This window comes from Anaerotignum sp. (assembly GCF_031981185.1).
GTDB lineage: Bacteria > Bacillota > Clostridia > Lachnospirales > Anaerotignaceae > Chakrabartyella.
In genome coordinates this window covers 42,921-43,283 of sequence record NZ_DALYUL010000024.1, presented here as the reverse complement: position 1 = coordinate 43,283, position 363 = coordinate 42,921, and the positions used below count along the sequence as shown (strand labels likewise).

Below are 363 nucleotides of genomic sequence, written 5' to 3'. Positions count from 1 at the left end.
GGCTTTAAAATATGTATCCTACTGCGCCAGTCTTTCTAAAAGTGAAATACGTGATATTTATCAAAAATACCTTGATCGCTACAAAGATGCTGGACATGCGGGTGCATTAATTGCAGAATTTTATAAATGCTCCGATTTTGGCGAGGTAAAGATCAACACTAGCGATAGTGATCAGCGTGTCATTTTGGTGGCGGCAAACTTTCGAAAAGAAGTCACTTCCACCGTTTTATGGCTTCAAAGCCATAATGTAGATGTTAAATGTATTCGTGTTACTCCTTACCAAATGGGTCAACAAATTTTTTTAGATACTGAACAAATCCTTCCGCCTCCTAGCACAGAAGAATACCAAATTCGTCTCGGAAT

At 38.6% G+C, this 363-nt stretch carries 1 protein-coding gene; it reads left to right on the top strand.

Translation table 11 applies throughout. The features are described from left to right. The coding region (locus RTK36_RS12985) for a hypothetical protein (RefSeq protein WP_331655053.1) at positions 1-363 on the top strand (363 nt) is incomplete at both ends.